The 26,170-nt window shown below is 70.7% G+C and carries 24 protein-coding genes; 17 read left to right on the top strand and 7 right to left on the bottom strand.

Annotation, left to right across the window (positions count from 1 at the left end; all coding sequences use genetic code 11):
* Window positions 1-43 precede the first annotated feature (43 nt).
* The 3 genes from mmsB to BM028_RS04285 form a co-directional block, all read right to left on the bottom strand.
* On the bottom strand, window positions 44-1,336 hold the full coding sequence (gene mmsB / locus BM028_RS04295; RefSeq protein ID WP_070417112.1) for a multiple monosaccharide ABC transporter permease: 1,293 nt from the start codon (window positions 1,334-1,336) through the stop codon (window positions 44-46).
* A complete protein-coding gene (mmsA, locus tag BM028_RS04290; RefSeq protein WP_175473765.1) occupies window positions 1,333-2,856 on the bottom strand; it encodes a multiple monosaccharide ABC transporter ATP-binding protein in 1,524 nt (507 codons plus the stop codon). Before mmsA ends, mmsB begins: the two co-directional genes overlap by 4 nt.
* 558 nt (window positions 2,857-3,414) lie before the next feature.
* Window positions 3,415-4,437 (bottom strand): LacI family DNA-binding transcriptional regulator, encoded by a 1,023-nt coding sequence (locus tag BM028_RS04285; protein WP_070417111.1) that lies wholly within the window; start codon window positions 4,435-4,437, stop codon window positions 3,415-3,417.
* A 309-nt stretch (window positions 4,438-4,746) separates the two neighbouring features.
* Here BM028_RS04285 and BM028_RS04280 point away from each other — a divergent pair, with 309 nt between their 5' ends.
* From BM028_RS04280 to BM028_RS04265, 4 genes are all read left to right on the top strand, one after another.
* The gene (locus BM028_RS04280) at window positions 4,747-6,030 is read left to right on the top strand and encodes an MFS transporter (protein ID WP_175495982.1); all 1,284 of its coding nucleotides are present in this window, start codon (window positions 4,747-4,749) and stop codon (window positions 6,028-6,030) included.
* A gap of 149 nt (window positions 6,031-6,179) precedes the next feature.
* Entirely contained in the window at window positions 6,180-6,833 is a 654-nt protein-coding gene (locus BM028_RS04275; protein ID WP_254789386.1) for an SDR family oxidoreductase, read from the top strand.
* Between the two features lie 97 nt (window positions 6,834-6,930).
* A complete protein-coding gene (locus tag BM028_RS04270; RefSeq protein WP_092384726.1) occupies window positions 6,931-8,463 on the top strand; it encodes an FAD-binding oxidoreductase in 1,533 nt (510 codons plus the stop codon).
* Window positions 8,460-9,887, top strand: coding sequence for an FGGY-family carbohydrate kinase (locus BM028_RS04265; RefSeq protein WP_092384724.1), 1,428 nt, complete (start codon window positions 8,460-8,462; stop codon window positions 9,885-9,887). The genes BM028_RS04270 and BM028_RS04265 overlap by 4 nt, the downstream gene beginning before the upstream one ends.
* Window positions 9,888-9,982: 95 nt before the next feature.
* Here BM028_RS04265 and BM028_RS04260 read toward each other — a convergent pair whose 3' ends face one another.
* The 3 genes from BM028_RS04260 to idi form a co-directional block, all read right to left on the bottom strand.
* Window positions 9,983-11,032, bottom strand: coding sequence for a magnesium and cobalt transport protein CorA (locus tag BM028_RS04260; protein ID WP_092384722.1), 1,050 nt, complete (start codon window positions 11,030-11,032; stop codon window positions 9,983-9,985).
* A gap of 249 nt (window positions 11,033-11,281) precedes the next feature.
* Complete coding sequence (locus BM028_RS04255; RefSeq protein WP_071294384.1) at window positions 11,282-11,884, bottom strand: glycerol-3-phosphate responsive antiterminator; 603 nt, start codon at window positions 11,882-11,884, stop codon at window positions 11,282-11,284.
* A 56-nt stretch (window positions 11,885-11,940) separates the two neighbouring features.
* Window positions 11,941-12,483 carry an isopentenyl-diphosphate Delta-isomerase gene (gene idi, locus BM028_RS04250; RefSeq protein WP_070417109.1) on the bottom strand — a complete coding sequence of 181 codons (543 nt, stop codon included), beginning with the start codon at window positions 12,481-12,483 and terminating at the stop codon, window positions 11,941-11,943.
* A 21-nt stretch (window positions 12,484-12,504) separates the two neighbouring features.
* Between idi and BM028_RS04245 the strand changes: the two genes are divergently transcribed.
* The 12 genes from BM028_RS04245 (at window position 12,505) to BM028_RS04190 (ending at window position 23,248) form a co-directional block, all read left to right on the top strand.
* Window positions 12,505-13,563 carry a polyprenyl synthetase family protein gene (locus BM028_RS04245; RefSeq protein WP_071303425.1) on the top strand — a complete coding sequence of 353 codons (1,059 nt, stop codon included), beginning with the start codon at window positions 12,505-12,507 and terminating at the stop codon, window positions 13,561-13,563.
* Window positions 13,560-14,492, top strand: coding sequence for a phytoene/squalene synthase family protein (locus tag BM028_RS04240; RefSeq protein ID WP_092384720.1), 933 nt, complete (start codon window positions 13,560-13,562; stop codon window positions 14,490-14,492). The genes BM028_RS04245 and BM028_RS04240 overlap by 4 nt, the downstream gene beginning before the upstream one ends.
* Window positions 14,489-16,120: a phytoene desaturase family protein gene (crtI, locus tag BM028_RS04235; protein ID WP_083295095.1), complete on the top strand. Its 1,632-nt coding sequence runs from the start codon at window positions 14,489-14,491 to the stop codon at window positions 16,118-16,120. Before BM028_RS04240 ends, crtI begins: the two co-directional genes overlap by 4 nt.
* Entirely contained in the window at window positions 16,120-16,461 is a 342-nt protein-coding gene (locus BM028_RS04230; RefSeq protein WP_070417106.1) for a lycopene cyclase domain-containing protein, read from the top strand. The genes crtI and BM028_RS04230 overlap by 1 nt, the downstream gene beginning before the upstream one ends.
* Window positions 16,458-16,838: a lycopene cyclase domain-containing protein gene (locus tag BM028_RS04225; protein WP_071294389.1), complete on the top strand. Its 381-nt coding sequence runs from the start codon at window positions 16,458-16,460 to the stop codon at window positions 16,836-16,838. Before BM028_RS04230 ends, BM028_RS04225 begins: the two co-directional genes overlap by 4 nt.
* Window positions 16,835-17,761 (top strand): prenyltransferase, encoded by a 927-nt coding sequence (locus tag BM028_RS04220; protein WP_070417104.1) that lies wholly within the window; start codon window positions 16,835-16,837, stop codon window positions 17,759-17,761. Before BM028_RS04225 ends, BM028_RS04220 begins: the two co-directional genes overlap by 4 nt.
* Window positions 17,762-17,831: 70 nt before the next feature.
* The gene (locus BM028_RS04215) at window positions 17,832-18,875 is read left to right on the top strand and encodes a Gfo/Idh/MocA family protein (protein ID WP_070417103.1); all 1,044 of its coding nucleotides are present in this window, start codon (window positions 17,832-17,834) and stop codon (window positions 18,873-18,875) included.
* A gap of 261 nt (window positions 18,876-19,136) precedes the next feature.
* Window positions 19,137-19,655 (top strand): hypothetical protein, encoded by a 519-nt coding sequence (locus BM028_RS04210; protein WP_070417102.1) that lies wholly within the window; start codon window positions 19,137-19,139, stop codon window positions 19,653-19,655.
* A 4-nt stretch (window positions 19,656-19,659) separates the two neighbouring features.
* Window positions 19,660-20,691, top strand: a complete 1,032-nt coding sequence (locus BM028_RS04205; protein ID WP_092384718.1) for a YihY/virulence factor BrkB family protein — start codon at window positions 19,660-19,662, stop codon at window positions 20,689-20,691.
* 36 nt (window positions 20,692-20,727) lie between these two features.
* The gene (locus BM028_RS04200; protein ID WP_092384716.1) at window positions 20,728-21,216 is read left to right on the top strand and encodes a DedA family protein; all 489 of its coding nucleotides are present in this window, start codon (window positions 20,728-20,730) and stop codon (window positions 21,214-21,216) included.
* Between the two features lie 106 nt (window positions 21,217-21,322).
* Window positions 21,323-22,018 carry an SDR family oxidoreductase gene (locus tag BM028_RS04195; RefSeq protein WP_092384992.1) on the top strand — a complete coding sequence of 232 codons (696 nt, stop codon included), beginning with the start codon at window positions 21,323-21,325 and terminating at the stop codon, window positions 22,016-22,018.
* A 69-nt stretch (window positions 22,019-22,087) separates the two neighbouring features.
* Complete coding sequence (locus tag BM028_RS04190) at window positions 22,088-23,248, top strand: hypothetical protein (protein ID WP_175495981.1); 1,161 nt, start codon at window positions 22,088-22,090, stop codon at window positions 23,246-23,248.
* A gap of 90 nt (window positions 23,249-23,338) precedes the next feature.
* Here the strand turns inward: BM028_RS04190 and BM028_RS04185 are convergent, their stop codons facing one another.
* On the bottom strand, window positions 23,339-24,913 hold the full coding sequence (locus BM028_RS04185) for an ABC-F family ATP-binding cassette domain-containing protein (protein WP_092384712.1): 1,575 nt from the start codon (window positions 24,911-24,913) through the stop codon (window positions 23,339-23,341).
* Between the two features lie 289 nt (window positions 24,914-25,202).
* Here BM028_RS04185 and BM028_RS04180 point away from each other — a divergent pair, with 289 nt between their 5' ends.
* Window positions 25,203-25,631, top strand: coding sequence for a DUF3151 domain-containing protein (locus tag BM028_RS04180; RefSeq protein WP_092384710.1), 429 nt, complete (start codon window positions 25,203-25,205; stop codon window positions 25,629-25,631).
* Window positions 25,632-26,170 lie beyond the last annotated feature (539 nt).

The raw sequence follows: 26,170 nt of genomic DNA, 5'->3' as shown, positions 1-26,170 counted from the left end.
GGTGAGGGGTTCGAGCGCCCCGGGAGCCCGGGGCGCCACGTCTTTACTGGGTGTTGACCTTGTCCGGCTGGTCCTGGATGGACTGCGGCTGCTGGGCTGCCACCGTGTTCTGCTCGGTGTCCTTCTTCTGGAACTGCCGCATCATGCCGCCGATGAGCGACGGGCGGCCCTGGGACTTCGAGTAGACGTCGAAGGCGACCGCGACGAGGAGGACGAGACCACGGATGATCTGCACCTTGTTCGACTCGATGCCCATGAGCTGGAGGCCGTTCGACAGGAGCGCCATCACGAGGCCACCGATGATCGACCCGGAGATCGTGCCGATGCCACCCGCGACCGCGGCGCCACCGACGAACACGGCGGCGATCGCGTCGAGCTCCCAGCCGGTGCCGTCAGCCGGACCCGAGGCGTTCGAGTAGCCGACGAACACCATGCCGGCGACCGCGGCGAGCACGGACATGTTCGCCATGACGAAGAAGTTGACCTTGCGGGCGCTGACACCGGAGAGCACCGCGGCGCTCGCGTTGCCGCCGACCGCGTAGACCTGGCGACCGAAGATCGTGTTCTTCGTGATGAAGCCGTAGATGATCGTGAGGACACCGAGGATGATCGCGACGATCGGGATCGAGGTACCGACGGGGCCGGCGCCGAACAGGTAGGTCGCGACGAGCGTGACGGCGACGAGGACGCCCGTGCGGACGATCGACACCCACAGCGGCGGGACCTCGGCCTGCATCTTCTTGCGGCGGGAGCGGCCGCGGGCCTCGATGACGATCAGGGCGATGATCGTGGCCAGACCGATGAGCAGCGTGCCGTTCGAGTACCCGAAGTCCGGGCCGAAGTCGCCGAGGTAGCCGGCGCCGATGGCGTTGTACGAGTCCGGGGTCGGCACCGAGGTCGACTGGCCGATGATCTGGTTCGCACCGCGGAAGATGAGCTGACCGGCGAGCGTCACGATGAACGCGGGGACCCGGACGAACGCCACCCAGAAGCCCTGCCAGGCACCGACGAGGGCGCCGACGGCCAGGCCGAGGATGATCGCGGCCCATGCCGGCCAGTGCCACACGGACATCGACTGCGCGACGATGATGCCGACGAACGCCGCGACCGAACCGACCGACAGGTCGATGTGGCCGGCGATGATCACCATCACCATCCCCAGCGCGAGGATGAGGATGTAGGAGTACTGCAGGAACAGGTTGATGACGTTCGTCGGCTCGAGGATCAGGCCCTTGGTCGTGATCGAGAAGAAGATCACGATCGCGATCAACGCGATGATCATGCCGTACTGGCCGATGCTGTTGCCCTTGCCGAACAGCAGTTTCAGGTTCTTCATGAGACGAGAGCGCCCTTCCGCGCGGAGGTCATGCTGCGCATGAGCGTTTCTGGATCGGCCTGTTCCGAGGGGATGTCGGCCGTGATCTGGCCCTCGAAGATCGTGTAGATCCGGTCGGAGAGGCCGAGGAGTTCGGGGAGCTCGGAGGAGATGAGGATGATGCCCTTCCCCTCGGCTGCGAGCTGCTGGATGATGCCGTAGATCTCGAACTTGGCGCCCACGTCGATGCCGCGGGTCGGTTCGTCGAGGATGAGGATGTCCGGGTCGGTGAACATCCACTTCGACAGGACGACCTTCTGCTGGTTGCCGCCGGAGAGCTTGCCGACGTTCTCCTCGACGGTCGGCACCTTCGTGCGGAGCAGCTTCCGGTACTTCTCGGCGACGTTGTACTCCTCGAGGGAGTCCACGACGCCGGCCTTCGAGATCTTCTGCAGGTCGGCCGCGACGGTCGATCGCTTGACCGTGTCGAGCAGGTTGAGGCCGAGCGCCTTGCGGTCCTCGGAGACGTAGCCGATGCCGTGCTCGATCGCCTGCTGGACGTTGGTGACCTTGATCTCCTCGCCGTCCTTGATGATCTGCCCGCCGAGCCAGGTGCCGTAGGAGCGGCCGAAGATGCTCATCGCGAGCTCGGTGCGGCCGGCGCCCATCAGACCCGCGAAGCCGACGATCTCGCCGCGCTTCACGTGGAAGTTCGAGCCCTTGCAGACCAGGCGCGAGGAGTCGAGCGGGTGCTGGACGGTCCAGTCGCGGACCTCGAAGAACGTCTCACCGATCTTCGGGGTGCGGTCCGGGAAGCGGCTCTCGAGCGAGCGGCCGACCATGCCGCGGATGATGCGGTCCTCGTTGACGCCGTCGCCCTTGACGTTCAGCGTCTCGATGGTCTTGCCGTCGCGGATGATCGTGATCTCGTCGGCGATCTGCTCGATCTCGTTCAGCTTGTGGCTGATGATGATGCTCGAGATGCCCTTGGCCTTCAGCCCGACGATGAGGTCGAGGAGGTGCTGCGAGTCGTTCTCGTTGAGCGCCGCGGTCGGCTCGTCGAGGATGAGGAGCTTGACGTCCTTGTGCAGGGCCTTGGCGATCTCGACGAGCTGCTGCTTGCCGACGCCGATGTTCTTGATCTGCGTGTCCGGGTCGTCGGCGAGGCCGACGCGGGCGAGCAGGTCCTGTGCGCGGAGCTGGGCGCTCGTCCAGTCGATGACGCCGAACTTGCCCGGCTCGTTGCCGAGGAACAGGTTCTCGGTGATCGAGAGCTCCGGGATCAGCGCGAGCTCCTGGTGGATGATCACGATGCCGGACTGCTCGGACTGCTTGATGTCCTTGAACCGGACCTCTTCGCCCTCGAAGACGATCTCGCCGTCGTAGGTGCCGTACGGGTAGACGCCGGACAGGACCTTCATGAGGGTCGACTTGCCGGCGCCGTTCTCGCCGCAGATCGCGTGGATCTCGCCGGCACGGACGCTGAGCGAGACGTCGGACAGCGCCTTCACACCAGGGAACTCCTTGGTGATCGAGCGCATCTCGAGGATCGTCTCGGGTGCGGTGATCGACCGGGTCTCGAGGCCGGTGTCGATCGGGGTTGACGCCACGGTGCATCTCCTTCTGCCGCTGCGATGCGGCAGTCCTTCGGGTGGTTCTGCGAGCGGCGACGAAGGGCACAGGAGGCCTGTGTGGACTTCGTTGTCGCGTCCGGAGTCCCGCGTCGTGACGGTCATGTGACCGTTCACATCGGCGGAACGGAGGTAATACTACGCACGCGATCGGCGCGCCTGTCAATTCGGTTTGGTCGCGTTTGTGTAACGGGCCGCGTGATCTGGCGGAACCGGGCACCGCACGTCCCCCGCGTTGGGGTACCCGGGTGGGTCGATGACGGCCTGGAGGCGCGGGTCGGCGCCGCGCCTCGCCTCCCGTCCGCGCACGCGCGCGCCCACCGCGCGGGGCCGCGCCCGCCCCGCACGCGCGCGCCCGCCCCGCACGGGCGCGCCCCGCCACGCTTCGTGAGCAGAAATGGTCGGGTCGCGTTGCCCGACCCGACCATTTCTGCTCACGAAGGGCGGCACGGCGCGGCCGCGCGGCGCTCAGCGCTTGCGCGGGGCGCCCGTGGAGCCGCGCACCACGAGCTGGGGCACGATGTCGATCGGCCGGAGGACGGCGTCGTCGTCGCCGGGCAGGAGCAGGTCCACGCACCGTCGGCCGAGTTCGGCGAAGTCCACCTGCACGGTCGTGAGCGGCGGCCAGAAGTGCTTCGCCTCGGGGATGTCGTCGTAGCCGACCACCGACAGGTCCCCGGGCACGTCGAGGCCGTACGAGCGCGCGGCGTGCACCACCCCGAGCGCCATCGCGTCGTTCGAGCAGAAGATCGCGGTGCAGTCCCGCCAGCGCAGGAGCTCGCGGCCGGCGTGGTACCCGAAGTCGGCGGACCAGTCGCCCAGGATCGGCGGGACGACGGGCATGTCGCGGTCGGACATCTCGCGCAGGAAGCCCTGCATCCGGGCGTCCGCCTCGATCCAGTCCTGCGGTCCGGCGATGTGCCGGACGTACTCGTGCCCGAGGTCGAGCAGGTGCGCCGTCGCGAGCCGGGCGCCCTCCATCTGGTCGACCCAGAGTGCGGTCGGGTCCTCGCCGACGCTCGAGCGCATCGTGACGTACGGCGTCCGGATCCCGAGCTCCTCGATGAGGTCGAACACCCGCTGCTGCGGCGCGATGACCACGATCCCCTCGACGTCCTGGTCGAGCAGGTGCCCGAGGCCGTCGCGGACGGCGGTGTCGGTCGGCTCGGCGATGTTCGCCGTCGTCACGGAGTACCCGCGGCTGACCGCGGCGTCCTCGATCGCCTGCATCGTCACCGCCGGCCCGTAGTGCGAGCGCTGCGCGGTGAGCACACCGATCGTCCGCGTCCGGCTGGTGACCAGTGCCCGTGCGGCACGGTTCGGACGGTACTGCAGCTGCTCCATCGCCGCGAGGACACGGTCGCGGGTCTCGGCCCGGATCGCGTCCGAGTTGTTGAGCACCCGAGACACCGTCTGGTGGGACACACCGGCAACCCGCGCGACGTCGCGGATGCTGGGCGACCGCGGTTGCTGTGCCCGCGTCGACGCCATTGCTACTCGTTTCCTGCCCGGGGCCGTGGCACGCCCATGTGCACGTTCACATTCCGAGCCAGATCATTATGCACGTCTCCGGCATCCACGCCACCTGAGTTGTCGTTTCCCGATCCGGTGGGGTGCGGTTCACGTCGTATCCGGCATATTGCCCGTACCGGAACGCACAACTGCAGATCGGCCGTCCGCCCGAGGACGGCAGTCGCTCCAGACCTCAGAGAACAGCGACACCCGCAGCGCACCAGCGCTGGGGTGTCGCTGTTCTCTTTTTTGCGTCCACCGAACCCCATCCACCACGAAGGAGTGGTCTTGACCAAGGCCCGCAGACTGACGAGCTTCATCGTCCTGTCGATGACCGGCGGCGTGATCTTCCAGGTCGCGTACATCCGGTTCGTGTTCCTCGCGGACACCGCGCACGCGCTCGACCTCACCATCCAGCGCTACGGCGAGATCACGTCGGTCTTCGGCGCCGTCGCCGTGCTCATGTACTTCTGCGGCGGCTGGTTCGCCGACCGCTTCTCACCGAAGGCGCTCATCGTGATCGCGCTCGCGGGGATGGGGGTCGTCGACCTCGGGCTGTCGACGGTGCCCGGTGAGACCGGCATCGTGGTCGCCCACGTGCTCATGGCCGTCCTCGGCATGGGGCTGTACTGGTCGTCGCTCGTGAAGCTCGTCTCGATGCTCGGGACCGCCGACGAGCAGGGCAAGCTCTTCGGCTGGCTCGAGGGTGTCCGCGGCATCACGTCGACCGTCGTGGGCTTCGTCGGCGCCGCCATCGTCGCCGCCGCGATCGCCGACACGGGCGGGGTCCTCTGGGTGATGCGCATCTACGGCGTGCTCTGCCTGGTGTTCGCCGTGCTCGTCCTGGTGGTCGTCCGCACGGACCGGGACGCCCTCGGCCAGGTCGGACGGCAGGCCGTGTCGCTCCGGGAGCTCGGGGCCGCCGCCCGCAACAAGTACACCTGGCTCATCGGCTTCTCGATCATGGCGATGTACTGCTTCTACACGCTGCTCGGCTACCTCACGCCGCTGCTGCAGGACGGCTTCGCGGTGCCCGTCGTGCTCCTCGGGGCGATCGGCGTCGTCCGCACGTACGTGTTCCAGATCGTCGGCGGCCCGGTCGGCGGCGTGCTCGTCGACCGGTGGACGAAGTCGTCGCCGGCGTTCCTCCGGTGGGCGTTCGTCGTCGCGGCGATCAGCGCCGTGGGCTTCCTGCTCCTGCCGCACGACCCCGCCCTCGTGTGGATCGCCGTCGTGCTCATGATCGTGATGTGCCTCGCGGTGTTCACCTCGCGCGGCATCTACTGGGCGCAGGTCGGCGAGGTCGAGGTCCCGCTCGCCCAGCGTGGCGGTGTGATCGGGCTCGCCTCGGGCATCGCCTACCTGCCGGACGCCTTCCTCCCCGCCCTCGGCGCGTGGTGGGTCGGCGACCCGGCGAACGGCGTGCCCTCGCAGGGCGGCGGCTACACGACCATGTTCGCCGTCCTCCTCGGCGCCGCCGTCCTCGGCTTCCTGCTCACCACCCTCACCATGCGCGTCCGTGCACGCGAACTGCGGAACCGCCCGGCGCCCGACGTCGTCGTCGCCGCCTGACCCACCTCGAAAGGACCCCTCACCCCATGGACATCCGCGACTTCTCGATGGACCTGTTCTCGCTCGCCGGCAAGCGTGCGATCGTCACCGGCGGCAACTCGGGCCTCGGCCAGGCGTTCTCGCTCGCCCTCGCCTAGGCCGGCGCCGACGTGTTCGTGCCGAGCGTGGTCGACGACGACGGCACCACCCGGGCGCTCGTCGAGGGCGAGGGACGTCGGTACGCGTTCCTCGAGGTCGACCTCACCGCCGCCGACGCCCCGACGCGCATCGTCGACACGTGCACGGAGCGGCTCGGCGGGGTCGACGTGCTCGTCAACTCGGCGGGCATCTGCCTGCTCGACGACGTCGAGGCGTTCGACCGCGCGAAGTGGGACCCGATGATCGCCGTGAACCTCACCGCGCCGTTCGCCCTCGGGCACGCCGTCGCGAAGCACTTCGTCGCGCAGGGCGCGGGCAAGATCATCAACATCGCGTCGCTGTTCGCGTTCCTCGGCGGACAGTGGTCGCCCGCGTACGCCGCCACCAAGCACGGGATCGTCGGCTTCACGAAGGCGTACTGCGACGAGCTGGCGCAGCACAACGTGCAGGTGAACGCGATCGCGCCCGGGTACTTCGCCACGAAGATCACCGAGCAGACCCGGTCGGACCCGGAGACGAACCAGCGCGTGCTCGACCACATCCCGGCCGGACGCTGGGGCGACGTCGCAGACCTCATGGGCGCGACGGTCTTCCTCGCCTCGCACGCATCCGACTACGTGAACGGCCACACCCTCACCGTCGACGGCGGGTACCTCGTCCGCTGACGACGGACAGGAGGCGCGTGACGGCGCCGCCACGCGCCTCCTGGGAACAGACCACCAGACCAGAGCAACGAAACACACCAACGAAGGGCTCACCACCATGATCGACTCGATCGCCACCCTCGACCGGGCCGAGATCCTGCAGCGTCTCGCCGGCATCGTCCGCCCCGAACAGATCGACACGGACGAGCAGCACCTCAAGGACGCCAGCGTCGACCGGTTCAAGAAGTACCAGTCCGTGCACGGCATCCACGACGCCCCGACCCCCGTCGCGATCGTCAACGCCGAGTCCACCGAGGACGTTGCCGCGATCCTGGCGTTCGCGGACGACAACCTCGTCAACATCGTCCCGCGCACCGGTCGCACCGGCACCGAGGGCGGCCTCGAGACGAGCGTCGTCGACACGATCGTGCTCGACTGCTCGCGGATGGACGCCGTCCTGAAGATCGACCCGGAGAACATGCAGGTCACGGTGCAGGCCGGTGTGCCGCTCCAGCGCCTCGAGGACGAGCTCCGCCTGCAGGGCCTCACCACCGGCCACTCGCCGCAGTCCAAGCCGCTCGCCCAGTACGGCGGCCTCGTCGCGACCCGTTCGATCGGGCAGTTCTCCACCCTGTACGGCGCGATCGAGGACATGGTCGTCGGGCTCGAGGCCGTGTTCCCCGGCGGGAAGGTCCGTCGCATCAAGGCCGTCCCGCGCCGCTCGGCCGGCCCGGACATCCGCCACGTGGTCATCGGCAACGAGGGTGCGCTCTGCGTCATCACCGAGGTCACGGTCAAGCTCTTCAGGTACCAGCCGGAGAACAACGAGTTCCACGGTGCGCTCGTCGACGACATGCGGACGGGCATCGCGATCCTGCGCGAGGTCATCACGAACGGCTTCCACCCCTCGGTCGTGCGCCTGTACTCACCGGAGGACGCCAACCAGCACTTCTCGCACTTCTCGAAGGACAAGTGCGTCGTGGTCTTCGTCGCCGAGGGGCCCGCCGGCATCGTCCGTGCGACCTCGGAGGAGATCCAGCGCGTCCTCGCCCAGCACCCGCACGAGCAGGTCGACCCCGCGCTCATCGAGGCGTGGTTCGACAACCTCAACTGGGGCCAGGACAAGATCGACGCCGAGAAGGCCGTCATGCTGCGCGACGGGCAGCTCGGCTACACGACCGAGGTCTCGGCGGACTGGTCGGCCGTCGGCGACGTGTACGACGCGGTGATGCGCCGCATCCGCGAGGAGTACCCGTACGCCGGCGACCTGACGATGCTCGGCGGCCACTCGTCGCACAGCTACCAGACCGGCACGAACATGTACTTCGTGTACGACTACCGCATCGACTGCTCGCCCGAGGAGGAGATCGAGAAGTACCACATCCCCCTCAACGCGATCATCGTCGAGGAGGCGCTGCGCCACGGTGGCTCGATGGTCCACCACCACGGTGTCGGCAAGTACCGCACCCCCTGGGTCGAGGAGGAGCACGGCTCGGCGTTCGCGATCATGCAGGGACTCAAGGCGCAGTTCGACCCGAAGGGCATCATGAACAAGGGCACGATCTTCCCGGAGCCGGGCGCGATCCAGCCGGCCGCGGCCGACCCCGACACGACGTTCGGTCGCGTGACGAGCGGGCGCACCGGCGCATGACCAGGTACCTCGTCGGCATCGACAACGGCTCGCAGTCGTCGAAGGTCACGGTCTTCGACGAGCGGGGCGGGGTCGTCGCCGAGGGGCGTGTGCCGCTGCGGCCGAACCACACGCCGGCCCCTGGGGTGGTCGAGCACCCGGACGACGACCTCTGGGACTCGATCGCGGCGGCGTGCCGGATCGCGATGGAGGCGTTCCCGGGCGACCCGTCCGAGATCGTCGGCGTCGGTCTCTGCACGATCCGGTTCTGCCGGGCGGTGCTCCGCGCCGACGGGTCGCTCGCCCAGCCGGTCCTGAGCTGGATGGACGCCCGCGTCGGCGCGCCCTTCGTCGCCGAGCAGGACGACGTGGCGTACGTCACGACGTCCTCCGGGTACGTCACGCACCGGCTCACCGGCGCCTTCCGGGACACCGCGGCGAACTACCAAGGAGTCTGGCCGATCGACACCGACACCTGGCGGTGGAGCGAGGACGAAGCGTCGTATGCCGCGACCGGCATGCGCCGCGACCAGCTGTTCGAGCTCGTCGCGCCGGGCGCGGTCCTCGGCACCGTCACTGCCGAGGCCGCGGCAGCCACGGGCCTCCCGGTCGGCCTGCCGGTGGTCGCGACGGCCAACGACAAGGCCGTGGAGGCCCTCGGCTGCGGACTCCTCGACCCGACGACGCTCCTCGTGTCACTCGGCACCTACATCGCGGGCATGTCGGTCGGCGAGCGGAACATCGACGGGGCGTCCGACTTCTGGACGAACTTCGGCTCGGAGCCGGGCCGCTACCTCTACGAGTCCGGCGGCATCCGTCGCGGCATGTGGACCGTGAGCTGGTTCCGCGACCTGCTCGGGCCTGATTTCGCGGCAGCGGCCGACGCGGCGGGCGAGCGCGCCGAGGACCGACTGGGCCGCGAGGCCGCCGACGTCCCCGCGGGCTCGGACGGGCTGCTGACCGTCCTGGACTGGCTCGCGCCGGCCGACGCGACGTTCCGGAAGGGCTCGATCCTCGGGTTCGACGGACGGCAGGGCCGGGCGCACGTGTACCGGTCGATCCTCGAGGGCATCGCGATGACGATGCGCGACCGCGGGGATGCCATGGCCGCCGAGCTCGGGACGGCGTACCGCCGGGTGGTCGTATCCGGCGGTGGCTCGTCGTCCGACCTGATGATGCAGATCATGTCGGACGTGTTCCAGGCGCCGACCATCCGTGTGGTGGGTGACAGCGCTGCGGGGCGCGGGGCGGCGATCTGCGCGGCGGTCGCGACCGGGGTGCACCCGTCGTTCGAGGCTGCGGCCGCGGCGATGGTCGTCGAGCGGGACCGGTTCACGCCGGACCCGTCGGCCGCGGCGGTGTACGACGCGCTGCGTGCCGTGCACGCGGACGTGACGGCGCACACCGACGAGGTCTACCGGCGGACGGCGGCCATCGTCGGCTGACGGGTGCGACGCGACCGCTCGGAGGACGGGAGGCGCGATGCCAGCTGGCACCGCGCCTCCCGTCCGTCGCTGCGACCGTCCGTCGCTGCGGCCGTCTAGAGCCAGTTGCGCTTGCGGAAGATCGCCCAGAGCACGCCCATCAGGGCGAGCATCCCGAGGATCGCGACCGGGTAGCCGTACCGCCAGTGGAGCTCGGGCATGTGGTCGAAGTTCATCCCGTAGACCCCCGCGATGAGTCCCGGGGCGAAGAGGATCGCCGCCCACGAGGAGATCTTCTTGACCTCCTCGCCCTGCCGGTGCGCGGCGCGTGCGAGCTGGCGGCTCTCCTCGCCCTGCGCGAGGCTGGCGCTCGTCATGCGGCGCATCGCCTCGTTCTGCTCCTGCGACACCAGGGTCGCGTGCAGCGTCAGGGCGTTCTCGAGCAGGGCCCGGAACGAGTCCACCCGCTCGGTGACCCGCAGTGCGTGGTCGAGCACGTTCCGCAGGCGGTGCTGGACCTCGTCGTCGACGCCGTACTTGTCGGCGCCGCGGAGCAGCCCCTTCACCATCGCGGGCACCGGCTTCGTGGCGCGCTGGAAGGCCAGGACCTCGCTGAGGAGCTGGTAGATCCGCTTCGAGACGCCGGGGTCGACCTGCCCGGCGAACAGCTGGTCCTCGATGGCGTCGACGTGGTCCTGCAGGATCTCGACCACGGGGGCGTAGCCGTCGACGACCTCGTCGAGGACGGCGGCGGTGACGGCCTCGGAGCCCCGGGCGAGGAACTCCGGGTCGGCCTCGACCCGGGCACGGAGCGCCGCCAGGTCGGGACGCTCGGCGTGCCGGACGCTCACCACGAACCGGTCGCCGACGAACAGGTGCACCTCACCGAACTCGACGGTCTCGGCCGTGGCGTCGAACCACGCCGGCCGGAGCACCAGGAAGAGCGTGTCGCCGTACCGCTCGAGCTTCGCGCGCTGGTGTCCCTTGCGGGCGTCCTCCACCGCGTTCTCGTGCAGGTCGAACTCGGTCGCGACGGCCTCGAGCTCGGTGTCGTCCGGGCGGAAGAGCCCGATCCAGGCGAGGTCGCCCCCGGTGGCGAGCGACAGGGTCGACGGTGACCCGACGCGACGTCCCTCGACGTAGATCGCGTTGTCGATCAGTGCCATGTGCGTGCTCCTCTCGGGAGCAGGCAGGCGCGAAGTGACCCCGGAGTGCTCCGGGGGAGGGGTTGCTCAGCGAACGGGCACGGCGACGACCGTCAGGGGCGGCCGGCCCGATCGAGGATGGTCACCCGACATCGCGCCTCACCTGCCCTTCTGCTGGTCCGTCGGCCGCGGTGCGCAGCCTCGTGGCCACACCCGTGACCGACGGCCGACCCTACTCCGTCGAGTCGGCGGAGCCAAGTGAACGAACGCTCACATGCCCCAGACGTCGCGGTTCGACGACGCGACCGCGACCGCTCCGGCACCGAGGGCGGCCATCACGTCGGCCTTGTCGCACACCAGGCCGCCGGCGATGACCGGCACGGCGGTGTCGTCCCGGAGCCAGGTGATCACGCGCGGCATGCACCCGGGCAGGATCTCGATCGCGTCGGGTCCGGCCTGCTCGACCACGCGAGGGAGCTGGTGGTACGAGAACGAGTCGACGAGGAAGAAGCGCTGCACGGCGACGAGCCCGGCGCGCTTGGCGGCCCGGACGAGGTTCGACTTGGTGGAGAGCACGCCGTCCGCTCGGGTGTGCTCGGCGATCCACGTCACGACGACGTCCCGGGCAGCGAAGCCGTCGAGCAGGTCGACGTCCACGAGCACGGTCTTGCCGGCGTCCTTCGCCCGGGCGACGATGTCCGCGACGTCGAGGACGCTGCCGTAGAGCACGAAGACGACGCCCCGGTCGGAGGCCAGTACCTCGTCGAGCGCGGAGGCGTCCTTCACGCTGGCGATCACCGGGTCGTCGCGGAGTGCGTCGAGCACGGCGTCGGCTCCGGCCCGCGGTGCGACATCGCGTTCCGTCGTGGTCATACCGACCATTGTCGATGACGCGCCCTGACAATCGCGGGCGGGCGGGCGCGCGCGGGTCAGCGGGTGATGTGCAGACCGGCCGTCGCGAGCTCGGTGAGCTGCCACCCGAGCCACGGGCTCCACGCGAACGGCGCACCGGCGACCGACTCCCGCAGCGCGGCCTCGGAGACCCAGGCGTACTCGGCGACCTCGTCGTCGGCCGGAGCCGGGACGTCGTCGGTGACCGCGCGGAAGACCGGGCAGACCTCGTTCTCGACGATCCCGGAGGCGTCGACGGCGCGGTACCGGAAGTCCGGCAGCACGAGCTCGACGTCGCGGACGGTGATGCCGAGTTCACGCGAGGCCCGTCGGGCGATCGCGTCCTCGAACGACTCGTCGGGACCGGGGTGGCCGCAGAACGTGTTCGTCCACACCCCGGGCCACGTCTTCTTGGACAGCGCACGACGGGTCACCAGGACGTCGCCGTCGGTGTTCCGCACGTGGCACGAGAAGGCCAGGTGGAGGGGCGTGTGGTCGGTGTGCACCGTGAACTTGTCCGCCGTACCGATCGGGGTACGGTCATCGGCCAGGAGCACCACGGATTCAGGGAAAGTCGTCATCTGCATCGATAGGTTAGGCCAATGAGCGAGGAAGCGGCCACCGTGGCGCACATCGACCTCGCGCTCGTCGACGACTGCCTCGAGCGCTTCTTCGCCGTGTCGTCGGCGCGCGCCGAGCGGTACGGACGACCGTCCGGGGAACTCTGGCGGGTGCTCCGCAAGGCGAGCATGGGCGGCAAGCGCTTCCGCCCGCGCATGGTCCTCACCGCCTACACCGGCCTCGGCGGCGACGACCTGCACGCGGCCGCGCACGTCGGTGCCGCGTACGAGCTGCTGCACACCGCGCTCGTCGTGCACGACGACGTCATCGACCGCGACTGGTCGCGCCGCGGCCAGCCGAACGTCGCCGGGTCCTTCCGCGACACCGGCACGACGGGCGGCCTGCCGCTGCCCACCGCCGAGCACCGCGGCATGAGCGCCGCGGTCATCGCCGGCGACCTGGCGCTCGCGGGCGCACCCCGGTTCATCGAGTCGGCCGGCGTCACGGGTGACCGCCGTGCCCGCCTGCTCGAACTCCTCGACGAGGCCGTGTTCGCCAGCGCCGCGGGCGAGATGACCGACGTCGACCTCGCCCTCGGGGTGATGCCGACGGTGGACGAGGTCCTGCAGATGGAGCGAGCGAAGACGAGCGTGTACTCGTTCGAGGCGCCACTGCAGTCCGGTGCGGTGCTGGCCGGCGCCGCCGAACCGATCGTCGAGGCGCTCGGTGCCTTCGGCCGCGAGATCGGGATCGCCTACCAGATCGTCGACGACCTGCTGGGGGTCTTCGGCGACGAGGGCACGACCGGCAAGACCGTCCTCGGCGACCTGCGCGAGGGCAAGCGCACCATGCTGATCGCCCACGCCGCGACGACCGAGTGCTGGCCGGACATCGCGCCGTACCTCGGCGACCCGGACCTCAGCGAGGAGCGCGCGGCCGAACTCCGTGCGACCCTTGTCACCTGCGGCGCCCGGGCCGCCGCCGAATCGCGGATCGCCGAGCACACCGCACTCGCCCGTGCCGAGCTCGCCGGACTGCCGTACGACCTCGCCGACCGCCTGGAGGCCCTCGTGACCGAACTCGTGGAGCGCGCCCGGTGAGCCACAGCCGAACGGAGCCGCGTCCCACGACCCGGCTCCCGCTCTACGACGCCACGGCCGAGGCCGCGTCGGGCGTCGTCATCGACCGGTACTCGACGTCCTTCGGGCTCGCCAGTCGGCTGCTCACGAAGGACACGCGCGAGCACATCCGCAACGTGTACGCCCTCGTCCGTGTCGCCGACGAGGTCGTCGACGGGCCCGCGACCGAGGCCGGACTCGACCAGGACCTCGCCCGGACGGTCCTCGACGAGCTCGAGGCCGACACCGAACGGGCGATCGCGCTCGGCTTCTCCGTCAACCCGGTGGTGCACGCCTTCGCCCGCACCGCTCGGGTCACCGGGTTCGGCCCGGAGCTCACGCGGCCGTTCTTCGCCTCGATGCGGATGGACCTCGAGCGGACCGAGCACGACCAGGAGTCCTTCGACCGCTACGTGTACGGCTCGGCCGAGGTGGTGGGCCTGATGTGCCTGCGCGCGTTCGTCCACCGCGCCGGCCGGCCGACGTTCGACGGCACCGTGCTCGTCGACGGCGCCCGAGCGCTCGGTGCCGCGTTCCAGAAGGTGAACTTCCTGCGCGACCTGCACGCCGACTTCGAGGTGCTCGGTCGCTCCTACTTCCCGGGGGTCGACATCCGCAGCTTCGACGAGGCGACGAAGGACCGACTGGTCGCCGACGTCCAGTCCGACCTCGACCGGGCCGCCCGCACCGTCCGGCTGCTGCCGGCCGACGCGCGGAACGCCGTCGGCCTCGCGCACGCGCTCTTCCAGGAGCTCAACGACCGCATCGCCGCCACGCCCGCCGACCGCCTGGTCACCACCCGGGTGCGCGTCCCGAACCCGGTGAAGGCCCGCCTGGCCGCGCAGGTGCTCGCCGGACGTGCGCCGCTGCGGTCGCGCGCGACCCACCACCGGACGGGAGGCACGGCGTGACCCCGCCCCGCGCCTCCAGTCCGAAGGATGCCGGCACCACGACCAAGCGCAAGGTGCCCGCCCGACGTGCCGTCGTCATCGGCGGCGGCATCAGCGGACTCGCGTCCGCCGCCCTGCTCGCGCGGGACGGCTTCTCGGTGACCGTGCTCGAGCAGCGCGGGCAGCTCGGCGGCCGCGCCGGGTCGTGGGAGCAGGACGGCTTCCGGTTCGACACCGGTCCGTCCTGGTACCTCATGCCCGAGGTGTTCGACCACTTCTTCCAGCTGCTCGGCACCTCGGCCGACGCCGAACTCGACCTCGAGAAGCTCGACCCCGGGTACCGCGTGTACAGCGAGGGCTACGACGACCCGATCGACCTCCGCGCCGACAGGGAGGCGAACATCGCCCTGTTCGAGTCCGTCGAGCCGGGCGCCGGCAGACGGATGCGGAAGTACCTGGCCTCGTCCGAGGACACCTACGCGATGGCGATCCGCCGCTTCCTCTACACGACCTTCCAGGACCTCACGAAGCTCGCGGCCCCCGACGTCCTCCGACGGCTCCCGAAGCTCGCGCGCCTCCTCATCGAGCCGCTCTCGACCTTCGCCGAGTCCGCGGTCAAGGACCGCCGCCTGTGGCAGGTCCTCGGCTACCCGGCGGTGTTCCTCGGCACGAGCCCGTACGCGGCGCCGAGCATGTACCACCTCATGAGCCACCTCGACCTCGCCGACGGGGTGCTCTACCCGAAGGGCGGCATCACCGAGGTCATCTCCGCCGTCGAACGCGTCGCCCGCCGTGAAGGCGCGAAGATCATCGCCGGCGCCAAGGTCGAGCGGATCGTCGTCGAGGACGGCCACGTCACCGGTGTCGTCCACCGCGACCGCGCGGGAGCGCAGCACACGGCGCCCGCCGACCTCGTGGTGAGCGCCGCCGACCTCCGGCACACCGAGCTGCAGCTGCTCGACGCGGAGCACCGCACGTACCCCGCCGCGCACTGGGCGAAGCGCGACCCGGGGCCGAGCGCGGTGCTCGTCTACCTCGGCGTCGACGGGCCCGTGCCGGGGCTGCTGCACCACACGCTGGTGTTCACCGAGGACTGGAAGGCGAACTTCGGCGCGATCTTCGGCGCCGACCGGCACGTCCCCGACCCGGCGTCGATCTACGTCTGCGCTCCCTCGGAGACCGACGCCTCGGTCGCCCCGCGGGGATCGAGCAACCTGTTCATCCTCGTGCCGCTGCCCGCCGACCTGTCGATCGGCAAGGGCGGCATCGACGGTGCCGGCGACTACGAGGTCGAGCGGATCGCCGACCGCGCCATCGACGTCGTCGCCGAGCGTGCCGGCGTGCCGGACCTCCGCGACCGGATCCGGGTCCGCCGGACGATCGGTCCCCGGGACTTCGCCGACGACTACAACGCCTGGAGCGGCTCGATGCTCGGGCCGGCGCACACCCTCAAGCAGAGCGCGTTCTTCCGCGAGAAGAACGCCTCGGCGAAGGTCGACGGGCTCTACTACGCCGGTGCCTCGACGATCCCGGGCATCGGGCTGCCGATGTGCCTGATCAGCGCCGAGGTGCTCCTCAAGCGCATCCACGGGGACACCAGCACCGAACCGCTCCCGGCACCGCTCCGGCGGCCCGGCGCCACTGACTGATGCCCGGGCTCTACCTCGCCGGGCTGCTGGTGTCGCTCGTCGGCATGACCGTCCTCGACGCCCGGCTCCATCTGTTCTTCTGGCGGGCGCCGTGGCGTGCGGCGGCCGTGATGGTCGTCGGCGTCGCGTTCTTCCTGCTGTGGGACGTGCTCGGGGTCGCCCTCGGCATCTTCTTCATCGGGCCGCAGAACCTGCTGACGGGGGTCCTCCTCGCGCCGGACGTCCCGCTCGAGGAGCTCTTCTTCCTCCTGCTGCTCTGCTACACGACCATGAACCTGGTCGGCTTCGTGCAGCCCCTCGTCGCGCGGGGCCTGCGGCGGGCCGAGCGGAGCCGATCGTGACCGGCTCCGGCGCGTACGCCCTGCTCGCGCTGCCGTTCTTCGCCGCGGTCGCGGTGGTCGCCGTCGCCGCCGGGGTCGTCGCCGCACGACGTGCTCGTGCCCGGGGCCGCCGCGCACCGACCGGCCGGCGGATCGCCCTCGTGACCGGGCTCGTCGCCGGCATCGCCCTGCTCGTCATGACGATCGTGTTCGACAACGTCATCGTGACGCTGCGGATCGTGGCGTACGACCCGGCGCTCATCAGCGGTGCGAAGATCGGGGCGATCCCGGTCGAGGACCTCGCGTACTCGATCGCCGCGATCGTGCTGCTCCCCAGCCTGTGGGTCCTGTTCGACCGACCCACCCGGCCATCCCACGAAGAGGAACCGACCCGATGAACGCGAGCACCGCCTCCAGGCCGTCGACCCTGCGCGCCCTGTTCGTGTCGTCCCGGCCGATCAGCTGGGTGAACACCGCGTACCCGTTCGGCGCCGCGTACCTGCTCGGCAGCGGGGTCGGCGTCGAGGGCGGCGGCGGGTTCTCGCTCGTCGCGTTCCTCGTCGGCGTCGTGTACTTCCTCGTGCCCTACAACCTGGCGATGTACGGCATCAACGACGTCTTCGACTACGAGTCCGACCTGCGGAACCCGCGCAAGGGCGGGGTCGAGGGTGCCCTGCTCGACAAGAGCGTGCACCGCACCACGCTCTGGGCCGTCGTCGTCACGAACGTGCCGTTCCTGGTCGCGCTCGTCGTGCTCGGCGCGGTGTCCGGCAACGGGCCGTGGTCGTGGCTCGTCCTCGCGATCAGCGTGTTCGCCGTCATCGCCTACTCGGCACCGGGGCTGCGCTTCAAGGAGAAGCCGTTCCTCGACTCGCTCACGTCGAGCACCCACTTCGTGTCGCCGGCGATCTACGGCCTGGCGCTCGCCGGCCCGCACTGGACCGGGCAGCTCGTCGCCGTGTGCGTGGCGTTCTTCCTGTGGGGCGTGGCGTCGCACGCGTTCGGTGCCGTGCAGGACGTCCTCGCCGACCGGGCCGGCGGGATCGGCTCCGTGGCGACCGTCATCGGTGCACGCGCCACCGTGCGCCTGGCGTTCGTGGCGTACCTCGTCGCCGGTGTCGCACTGCTGTTCTCGGCGTTCCCTGGTCCGATCGCCGCGATCGTCGTGGTGCCGTACGCCCTCAACGTGCTGCCGTGGTGGAACGTCACCGACGCGGGCGCCGAGTCCGCGAACGCCGGGTGGAAGCGGTTCCTCTGGATCAACTACCTCGCCGGGTTCATCGTGACGATGGCACTCATCGCGTACGCGTTCACGCACTGACCCGTGCCCTGACAGACTGGACGCACGCGCCGCGGGAGTCGTGGGGCGCCAGCCACGAAGGAGTGCACGCATGACGGTCCGGATCATCCACGTCGGTCTCGGAGGGTGGGGCGGCAACTGGGCCCGCACCGCCATCCCGGAGGTCACCGAAGTGGAGGTGGTCGGGATCGTCGACCCGGTCCCGGCGACACTGGACGCCGTGCGGTCGGACCTCGGCCTGCCGGAGTCGGCGGCGTTCGCGTCCCTCACCGAGGCGCTCGCCGGGGTCGAAGCCGATGCCGTCGTGATCACCGCCCCCGCCGTGACGCACGTGCCGCTCGCCCTCGAGGCGCTCGAGGCCGGCAAGCACGTCCTCGTCGAGAAGCCCTTCGCCAACACCACGGACGAGGCCGTCACCGCGGTCCGTCGCGCCGAGGAGCTCGGGCTCGTGCTGCAGGTCAGCCAGAACTACCGCTGGTACCCGGCACCCCGGGTCGTGCAGGACCTGCTCGCCGCGAGCACCGTCGGCGAGCTCTCGGCGATCAACGTCGACTTCCGGCAGTGGGACAACGACCTCGCGTTCGAGGAGCACCCGCACTACCGGTTCCCGCACGCGATGATCAACGACATGGCGATCCACCACTTCGACCTCCTCCGGATGATCACCGGTCGCGAGGCCGTCCGCGTGTTCGCGAAGTCGTCGTACCCGTCGTACAGCAAGTACCAGGACGAAGCCGTCGCCTCGATGATCATCGAGCTCGACGACGGCCTCGTGGTCAGCTACCGCGGCAGCTGGCTCTCGCGCGGCCCCCGGACGGCCTGGGCGGGCGAGTGGAGCATCCAGGGCGAGGACGGCGAACTGTGGTTCACGAGCCGCTCGGGGGAGCCGAACGCGGTGGCCGGGGACCGCGTGACGGTCCGCCGGACGCAGGACGACGAGGCCGAGGCGGTCGAGCTGCCGACGATGGCGCACACCGATCGACAGGGCGGGCTGCAGGCGTTCGCGCGCTCGGTGTCCGGTGGTCCCGCGCCGGCGACGAGCGGTCGCGACAACCTGCGGAGCCTCGCGCTGATGGAGGCGGCGGGCCGCTCCGCGGCGTCGGGCCTGCCCGAGGACGTCGTCGTCCCGTCCTGACGCCCGACGGGCCCGCTTCGCGAAAGCGACAGTCTGCCGCCGCGGTCCCGCGGCACCCTGTCGCTTCCGCGGCACAGGCGACGGGCCGGCCCACGGATCTGTCGCTCCGGCGGCACGGACTGGAGGCGCGGTGCGGGCCCGACCCGCGCCTCCAGGCCGCCGTCCGGTCGCGCCCACCGCACGCCGCCGGCCGCGTCCGCCGTGCGCGGGACACGCCCGGGGCTGGACACGACCCCGGCCCGAGCGTGTACGAAATGGGGAATGGCCAAGGACAGTCTCCCCGAGCTCGAACTCGCGAACGTCCGCACACGTGAGGGCATCACGGACACCGTGACCGAGATCCGTCGTCGTGCGGACATCCCGGCGCGCACCCGCCTGGCGATCGCGAAGACCAAGCAGCGCTGGCACCGCGACCCCACCCCGCTCGTGGCGATGGGCGTGACCGCTGCAGCCGGTGTCGCGGCGATCGTCGTCGGCATCGCGATCCGGAACAACCCCGCCGGGCACCTCGCCGAGCCGCCCGCATCGTCGGCCTTCACCGCGCTGCTGCCGTTCGGGGCCCGTGGCGGCGACGGCCCGGGCGCCGCCGAGCAGAGCCAGCCCGGACGCAAGGGGCGCAAGGCCCGCGCGAAGGCCGCCGAGGAGTCGCTCGAACGCGACCCGCAGCACCGCGCACGCGTCAAGCAGCGCGCCGGCATCGCCGCGGTCCAGCGCCGCGCGACGAAGAACCGCAAGCAGGCCGCCAAGCGTTCGAAGCAGGCTCTGAAGGCGAGGGGGTAGTCCCGTGGCACGCGAGCAGCACAAGCCCGAACCCGACGACCCCCGCAAGCCCGACAGCCCGGCGGACCTCACCAAGCCCACGCTGGTCTACACGCTGAAGAAGACGCTCCGCGAGTTCTCCAGCGACCAGTGCACCGACCTCGCCGCGAGCCTGACCTACTACACCGTGCTCGCGCTCTTCCCCGGTCTGCTGGCCGTGGTGTCGATCCTCGGGCTCGTGTCCGACCCGAAGAAGACGATCGACACGCTGCTCGACCTCGTCAACAACATCGGTGGCGAGCAGGTCGTCAGCCTGCTCCGGGACCCCATCGAGGGACTCGTGCGCTCGCCCGCGGCGCCGATCACGTTCATCGTCGGTGTGGTCGGTGCGCTCTGGTCGGCCTCCGGGTACGTCGGCGCGTTCGGCCGCGCGATGAACCGGATCTACAACGTCCGCGAGGGGCGTCCGATCTGGAAGCTCCGCCCGACCATGCTCGGTGTCACGCTCTTCACCGTCGTCCTGCTCGTCCTCGGGCTGCTCGCGCTCGTGTCCGGCCCGCTCGCCCGCAGCTTCGGCGACGTGATCGGGCTCGGCGACGCTGCCGCGACCGTCCTGAGCATCGTGCAGTGGCCGATCCTGCTCGTCATCGCGATCATCGTCGTCGCGGTGCTCTACTACTGGGCGCCGAACGTCAAGCAGCCGAAGTTCCGGTGGGTCAGCGGCGGGTCGATCGTGGCCATCCTGATCCTCGTCGTCGCCAGCGTCGGGTTCGGCTTCTACGTCGGGAACTTCTCGAACTACAACGCCACGTACGGATCCCTCGGTGGCGTGATCGTCTTCCTGCTGTGGGTGTGGATCACGAACAACGCGCTGCTCTTCGGCGCGGAGTTCGACGCCGAGCTCGAGCGTGGACGGCAGCTGCAGGCCGGCATCCGTGCGGAGGAGGACATCCAGCTCCCCGAACGCGACACCCGGCAGATCGAGAAGCAGGACGAGAAGCGCGCGCAGGACGTCCTGGACGGCATCAAGATCCGCGAGGACGCCGACCGCCGCTGACGGGACATTCCCGGTCGGGGTCGCTACGGTTCGCCCGTGCCGTCCTTCCTCGAGGGGCTCCCGTTCTGGTGGCTGGTCCTCGCGCTCTTCGTCGTGGTGCTCTGCCGCGCGCAGGCGACCTACTGGCTGGCACGACTCGCGGTCACCGGCGCGGCGCGGTCCCGCTGGGGCCGCTGGCTCGACTCGGCGGCGGTCCGACGGGGTTCTGCGTTGCTCGACCGCTGGGGGCTGCCCGTCGTCACGGTCAGCTTCCTCACCGTGGGCCTGCAGACGATCATGAACGCGGCCGCCGGCATCGCCCGGGTGCCGTGGTGGCGGTACACGATCGCGATGGTCCCGGGCTGCGTGGCATGGGCGTTCGTGTACGCGACGGTGGGGATCGCGCTGTTCTGGGCGGTGCTCGCGGCCTTCGCGGGGTCGCCGTGGGGCGTGGTCGTGCTCGTCGTGCTGGCGGCGGCCGCCGCGGTCGCCGTGTGGACGGTCCGGTGTCGTCGCCGGCTCGCCGCGGACACGTCCCGGGTCTGACGGCCAGGAGGCGCGGTGCCGGGCCGCCCCGCGGCCGTCGTCCGGTTCTCCACAGGCCGGGAGGCGCGGTGCCGGCCCGCCCCGCGCCTTCCGTAGGGTGGTGCGCATGACCGACACCGCGCCTCCCGTCCGTCCGACCGCACTCGTCACGGGCGCGACCCGTGGGATCGGCCGGGCCATCGCGCTCGACCTGGGACGCACGCACCACGTGCTCGTCGGCGGCCGGACCGCCGCCGCCGTGGACGCACTCGTCGCCGAGCTGCCCAGCGCGTCGCCGTTCGTGGGCGACCTCGGCGCGGGCGAGTTCCCGCCGCTGCCGGAGCGCCTCGACGTCCTCGTGCACTCCGCCGGGGTCGAGCAGGGCACGACCGTCGCGGACACCCCGCGCGAGGTGTGGGAGCAGGTCTTCGCCACGAACGTGTTCGCGGTCGCCGAGCTGACGCGGCTCGCCCTCCCGGCCCTCCGCGCCGCGCGGGGCATCGTCGTGCCGATCAACAGCGGCTCCGGGTTCCACTCCGGCCCCGGAGGTGGCGTGTACGCGGCGTCGAAGTTCGCGCTGCGGGCGTTCGCCGATGCCCTGCGGGAAGAGGAACGGGCGAACGGCGTCCGGGTGTCGAGCGTGCACCCGGGCCGGACGGACTCGGACATGCAGCGGGCGCTGACCGAGAAGCTCGGCGAGGACTACGACACCGACTACTACCTCGCGCCCTCGGACGTGGCCGACGCCGTCCGGACCGTCGTCGACCTGCCGGAGCGGGGCACGATCGAGTCGCTGGCGATCCGGCCGACGCGGCGGCGCTGACACCCAGGAACAAGCTGAAATGTTCATGTATCGTATTTCAGTGCGCGATCGTCGCGCGAAAGGATGATCATGAACAGCTTCGTCAAACGCACTGCCGTCGCGTCAGCGCTCTGCGCGGCGCTCCTCGCCCCGGTCGGGTTCTCGTCCGCCGCCTCTGCTGCGCCGTCCTCGGCGTCCCAGCACGCCACCGAAGCGCAGTTCGCCGTGGATGCGGTCCAGTCCTTCGTCTCCGGCGAACGCGTGACCATCTCCGGGACCGCTGCCGCAGGCGAAGAGATCCACGTCATGAACCTGCCCGGCGGCTCCGGTGTCGAGACCGCAACGGCCGACGCCACTGGTGCCTGGTCCCTGACGAGCCCCGGCGCTGCTCAGGGGCGGTTCTCCGTGGTGGTCGGTGACGGCCAGCACAGCGCCCGGGTCACCCTGCTCCCGACCCACGAGGCGGGTGACGAGGTACCGATCGTCGTCGACCCGATCCGTTTCACGCCGGGCGGGAAGCTCGTCCTCACGGGTACGGCCGCGCCGAACGCCGATCTGGTGATCACGGGTGTCCCCCAGGACGCCGCTCAGGGGACGCCGGTCACCCTCGTCGGTGTCCGCGCGGGTGCCGACGGTCGATTCCACGCCGGTGGGATCACCCTGTCCACGCAGCTCGAGCGCTTCGACGTGACCTTCCACCTCGGATCGCAGAAGGTGACCGCCACCGCCGTCTCCGCCGAGGCAGAGGCCGAGGTGACTCCGCTGACGGTGTCGACGACCAGCTTCGTCACGGGCCAGAAGCAGGTGATCGAAGGCACTGCTCCCGCCGGCGCACGGATCGATGTCTACAGCGGGACCAAGCGGCTGATGGACGTCACGGCCGACCAGAACGGTGCCTGGTCGTACACGACTGGTTCCGCGATCATGACCGAGACCTTCTCCCGAACGCTGAAGACCGCGGGGCAGGACGACGTCACCTTCGTCCTCACTGCCGAGAAGGTCGACGCTGCCGGGCTGACGGTGTCGACCGCAACGTTCGCGAAGGGTACGAAGCAGCTCGTGGAAGGCACCGCCCCCGCCGGCGCTCGCATCGGTGTGCACAGCGGATCGAAGTGGCTGATGGACGTCACGGCGAATGCGGAGGGCAAGTGGTCCTACGTCACCGGCGCCGCCATCACGGCCGACACCTTCACGCGCACCCTCAAGAGCGCAGGGGTCGACGACGTCACCTTCACCCTGACCGCGGAGTAGCAGTCCGACGAATGCCCCGACCAGTCGGCCGGGGCATTCGTCGTCCCACCGTTCCGTGCGGACGACCCGGGTTGCCGCGACCGACCCTGGTCAGCGGAGCTCGATGCGCGTGGTGAGGTCGAGGCGGTCGAGGAACGTCTCGTCGTGACTGACCACCACGAGGGTCCCGCGGTACGCCCGGAGCGCGTCCACGAGCTGGTCGACACTCGTCAGGTCGAGGTCGTTCGTCGGCTCGTCGAGCACCAGCAGCTGCGGCGGGGGATCCGCGAGCACGAGGCTCGCCAGCGCCACCCGGAACCGCTCCCCGCCCGAGAGCGCGCCGGCCGGGCGGTCGACGGTGTCCCCACGGACCAGGAACTTCGCCAGCCGGTTCCGCACCTCGGCCGGCGGGACGTGCGGGGCATCCCGCCGGACGTTCTCGAGCACCGACAGCGCGTCGTCGAGTGAGTCCTTCCGCTGCGGCAGGTAGCCGATGCGCTCGACGTGCGGGACCGCAGTCGTGTCGGGCAACGGGTGCGCCCGCGCGCCGGGCACCCCGACGAGCTGCTCGAGGAGCGTCGTCTTGCCGACGCCGTTGTCCCCGGCGACGGCGATGCGCTCCGGGCCCTGCACGATCGTCGCCCGCCCGCGCAGCGTGATCGTCGCGATCTGCCGCGATGACGGCACGTCCGGGTCGGGGAGCGTCACGTGGATGGACTCGTCCGCCCGCAGCCGCCCCTCTGCCTCGCGCTTGGTGGCGAGTGCGGCGGCCTCGTCCTCGGCGTACCCGGTGCGGAGCCGCCCGGCGGTCTGTTCGCCGCGCTTCCGCATCTCGTTCGCGAAGATCTTCGGCATCCCCTCGGCGGCCTTCACCCCGGACCGGGCCCGACGGGCGATCTTCGTCTCGGCCTCGATGCGCTGCCGCTTCTCGGTGCGGTGTCGCTGCTCGGCGACCCGGACCTCGCGTTCGACGGCGGCCTGCTGCACCGCGAGGTGCTCCTCGAACGCGCTGAAGGTCCCGCCGAACACGGTCATGGCGCCCGCGCGGAGCTCGGCGACCTCGTCGACGTGCTCCAGGAGCTCGCGATCGTGGCTGACGACGACGAGGGTGCCCGGCCAGTCGTCGACCATGTCGAGCAACATGCTCCGGGCACGCCGGTCGAGGTTGTTCGTCGGCTCGTCGAGGAACGCGATCGGGAGCCCCCGCAGCCGGATGCCGGCGACCGCCACGAGGACGGCCTGGCCTCCGGACAGGGTGCTCACCGGACGCTCGAGGTCGGCGCCGATGCCGAGGCCGATGCCGTCGAGCGCCGCGGCCGCACGTTCCTCGAGGTCCCAGTCGTCGCCCACGGCGTCGAAGTGCTCCGGAGCGGCGTCACCGCCGAGGATCGCGCGGAGGGCCGTCAGGGTCGGACGGATGCGCAGGAGGTCGGCGACCGCGTCGTCGTTCTGCGGTTGCAGGCGTTGCGGCAGGTGGTCGACGGGGCCGGACGTCGTGATGGTGCCCGACGTGGGGTGGAGCCGACCCGTGACCAGCCGGACGAGGGTCGACTTGCCGGCACCGTTCCTCCCGACCAGGCCGGTCCGGCCACGGCCGAAGGCGGTGGTGAGGTGGCTGAGCGCGACGGTGCCGTCGGGCCAGGCGAAACTGAGGTCGTTCAGGACGACGGACGGACTGATGGGCATACGGGTGCCTCCCCGGTGGTCGATGCTGGGCGCACGACACCGGTCCCGCCACGGGAGGGCGGAGCGCCCGACGGGGCGCGACGATCACGGTGTCAGCGCGAGGGCTGAGCAGATCCGGTGATCGACAGCAATTCGTCCACTTCCGTCGGGGAGCCCTGCGTGACCGCCACCCGCACCGCCGGTCGGTCGTCCCGCACCGGTGGCCTCGCGATGACGACGAGGACCCGACCACGGTACGCCGGGAGTCTCGCGCCGCGCAAGGCCCTCGAGCCGTGACAGGCTGGAGGGCATGCCGGAGAACCTGCTGCCGAACCCGACCGCGAACCCCGAGACGCTCCTGCCCGCCGAGCCGGAGGTGACCGCCGCCCTCGCCGCCGATGCTCCCGTCGCGAGCGTCGTGGTGTCGCACCCGGCGTCGAGCCTGGCGTGGGCACTGCTCGCCGACGAGGCGTGGGAGCGTGGGGCGACCCTCGAGTCCTACGCCTACGCGCGGGTGGGGTACCACCGTGGGCTCGATGCGCTGCGGAAGGCGGGCTGGCGCGGTGCCGGGCCGGTGCCGTGGTCGCACAAGCCGAACCGGGGCGTGCTGCGGGCGCTGTTCGCGTTGCGGCGGGCGGCTTCGGCGATCGAGGAGCCGGGCGAGCCCGAGCGGCTGACGGAGTTCCTCGATGCGTCCGACCCGGCGGCGATCCCGGCGCTGAGCGTACCCGGCGTCTGACGAGGGAACGGTGGGGTCGCCGTCGCCCGGCTGAGCCCGCCCGTCTCCGACGATCCGGTGTCCCGCTCGCTGGCGGAGAGCGCGGCCGCGACGAGCAGGCCGAGGAACAGCATCCCCGGCCGATTCGACTCGATCCAGTTGAAGCCCGCCGCCGAGGTCGAGATCGCTGCCAGGCCGGCGGCAGCGCTGAGCGACCCGGTGCGCAGGGCCGTCCACGCGGCGGCTGCGACGAGGACGGCGACGAGGAGCGCACCAGGCAGCCCGAGGCTCAGGAGGAGCTGGAACCAGGAGTTCTCGATCACGGTCGGCGTTCCGCGGGCCTCCAACAGTGCATTGGACGTGCCGGGACCCGAACCCAGGTGGCCGAGCTGTTCGGAGACCGACCACACGAGCGGCCCGAGTTCGTCACGTGCGCGCGCCGACGCGATCCCGTTGGACGACTGCAGCCGCTCCTGGAAGACGGGTGACGTCGCGACTGCCGCCAGTCCGGCGCCGACTGCTGCGAGCGCGAGCAGACCCCGAGCGTTCGCCCGCGAGGC

This window comes from Curtobacterium sp. YR515 (genome assembly GCF_900113095.1).
Taxonomy (GTDB): Bacteria; Actinomycetota; Actinomycetes; order Actinomycetales; family Microbacteriaceae; genus Curtobacterium.
The sequence above is the reverse complement of the archived record's forward strand: the minus strand, read 5'-3'. Positions and strand labels throughout refer to the sequence as shown.

Excerpts from the sequence above, each read along its gene's own strand:
- BM028_RS04260 (WP_092384722.1), bottom strand. The coding sequence starts at position 11,032 with ATGGCACTGATCGACAACGCGATCTACGTCGAGGGACGTCGCGTCGGG.
- BM028_RS04285 (WP_070417111.1), bottom strand. The coding sequence starts at position 4,437 with ATGGCGTCGACGCGGGCACAGCAACCGCGGTCGCCCAGCATCCGCGAC.
- BM028_RS04195 (WP_092384992.1), top strand. The coding sequence starts at position 21,323 with ATGACCGACACCGCGCCTCCCGTCCGTCCGACCGCACTCGTCACGGGC.
- BM028_RS04245 (WP_071303425.1), top strand. The coding sequence starts at position 12,505 with ATGAGCGAGGAAGCGGCCACCGTGGCGCACATCGACCTCGCGCTCGTC.
- BM028_RS04270 (WP_092384726.1), top strand. The coding sequence starts at position 6,931 with ATGATCGACTCGATCGCCACCCTCGACCGGGCCGAGATCCTGCAGCGT.
- BM028_RS04255 (WP_071294384.1), bottom strand. The coding sequence starts at position 11,884 with ATGACCACGACGGAACGCGATGTCGCACCGCGGGCCGGAGCCGACGCC.
- BM028_RS04215 (WP_070417103.1), top strand. The coding sequence starts at position 17,832 with ATGACGGTCCGGATCATCCACGTCGGTCTCGGAGGGTGGGGCGGCAAC.
- BM028_RS04180 (WP_092384710.1), top strand. The coding sequence starts at position 25,203 with ATGCCGGAGAACCTGCTGCCGAACCCGACCGCGAACCCCGAGACGCTC.
- BM028_RS04265 (WP_092384724.1), top strand. The coding sequence starts at position 8,460 with ATGACCAGGTACCTCGTCGGCATCGACAACGGCTCGCAGTCGTCGAAG.
- BM028_RS04230 (WP_070417106.1), top strand. The coding sequence starts at position 16,120 with ATGCCCGGGCTCTACCTCGCCGGGCTGCTGGTGTCGCTCGTCGGCATG.
- BM028_RS04210 (WP_070417102.1), top strand. The coding sequence starts at position 19,137 with ATGGCCAAGGACAGTCTCCCCGAGCTCGAACTCGCGAACGTCCGCACA.
- BM028_RS04190 (WP_175495981.1), top strand. The coding sequence starts at position 22,088 with ATGAACAGCTTCGTCAAACGCACTGCCGTCGCGTCAGCGCTCTGCGCG.
- mmsA (WP_175473765.1), bottom strand. The coding sequence starts at position 2,856 with ATGCGCTCGATCACCAAGGAGTTCCCTGGTGTGAAGGCGCTGTCCGAC.
- mmsB (WP_070417112.1), bottom strand. The coding sequence starts at position 1,336 with ATGAAGAACCTGAAACTGCTGTTCGGCAAGGGCAACAGCATCGGCCAG.
- BM028_RS04220 (WP_070417104.1), top strand. The coding sequence starts at position 16,835 with ATGAACGCGAGCACCGCCTCCAGGCCGTCGACCCTGCGCGCCCTGTTC.
- idi (WP_070417109.1), bottom strand. The coding sequence starts at position 12,483 with ATGACGACTTTCCCTGAATCCGTGGTGCTCCTGGCCGATGACCGTACC.
- BM028_RS04185 (WP_092384712.1), bottom strand. The coding sequence starts at position 24,913 with ATGCCCATCAGTCCGTCCGTCGTCCTGAACGACCTCAGTTTCGCCTGG.